Annotated in this window: 1 pseudogene; it reads right to left on the reverse strand. The window is 47.3% G+C overall.

Annotated features, from left to right (window positions below):
- Positions 1 to 1,345 (reverse strand): annotated as a pseudogene (locus ACGG90_RS15555) (IS5 family transposase); the annotation flags it as partial.
- Positions 1,346 to 1,399: the final 54 nt, after the last annotated feature.

The following is a 1,399-nucleotide window of genomic DNA, read 5'->3' on the forward strand; positions in this document are numbered from 1 at the left end:
AAATTAAAATTGGTATAGCAAACACTCTCAAGAATGTCAGCGCATTGCTTAATACCATTGCCTGATCGATTTTAACGGCCAATGACTCAGCTGTTCGGGTATTGACTAAGTCCAAACCTACTGACCCTTTGAGAAAGGCGAATCGGCGTTCAATGGCCCCGCGTCGATTCTCTGCGTCCGTATCCTGGCGGCGTTTCTTGGCATCAATGTGTTTGGGCTTTGCGCCAAGTTTAGGTCCGCACAGGGTGATGCCTAGGTCCTTACACAACTTTCGATTGTCGCGGTTGCGATAAAGCGTGTCTGCCAACACCTCATCTGGGTAATGGCCATGCAAGTCGAAGTAATGATCCAAGGTCGCTTCAAAGTCTTTACTCTCATTGAAAGCCCTGAATTCGAAACGCTCAATATCAACGATGCCCTCACTTAACGATGCGTCAATCTTGGCCCCAAACTCAACTTTGGCTTTCGCCTTACCACGCTGGATCGGTCGAATATAAGGCTGTTGGAGACTAACAATCCGGTCTGCGACATGGTGAATCTTGTGTTCAAACATATACCATTGTTGGTCAAATAAGATTCGGATGACACCCAAGCGTACTGCTTGTTTGGCGGTTAAGATTGCCCCTGTATCAATGAATTCATTGATGTAGCGCAAGTCGCGACGGACGTATTGAAGTTGCGCTTTAACTTGCTTGTGAACGGATTGCTTTTGGCTCTTTGGATGGCGTGAGAAAGCCGTCCAAACTTGTTTGGCTTCACGCTTATACATGCGTGGATTAGGGACATTCAGTTGATGCGCCATGTCAATGGCCATGTCTTCAAGATTCTTGCGGGCTTGATTGAGCAGCGAGGTATCTTGGGGATAGCGGATCTTCACCGGAATCGCTGTGGCATCCGTGATCATCACGTCAACCTTGAATGGCACCAAGGCTTCGATCTTGGCACGAAGCCAATCATTGATAATGTTTCTGACCAGTTCAGAGATATCCGCAATCCGTTTACGGAAGGTACACAAGCTGGTGTATGCGAAGGGCTTCTCTGCACGATATTCCGAAAGCCCGATGAAATACTGATAAGCCGGCGTATCTCGAATTGCGTCGACCACACCGCGATCGGTTAGTTTCATTCGATTCTGAATCAGTCAAGCGCCATAAAGCATCCGAAATGGTTTAGCCGCGCGCCCAGTACTTTTCTTGGAAAACTCCAATTGGTATGCCTCATCGAGTTCTTTCCACGGAAAAATATCGGCTAAGCGCACCCACTCATTATTTGGACTGAGCGGTGTACTCAGACCGCAACCAAAGGATTCAAAAGAGAGTTGGTGGGGACTTTGACGATAAACCATGGATAAAACCTCCGAGTGAATTTCATAAATGCATGGGAAATGTCCGAAAACCGA

It is taken from the genome of Lacticaseibacillus jixiensis, assembly GCF_042847315.1.
In the GTDB taxonomy this organism is placed as follows: domain Bacteria; phylum Bacillota; class Bacilli; order Lactobacillales; family Lactobacillaceae; genus Lacticaseibacillus; species Lacticaseibacillus jixiensis.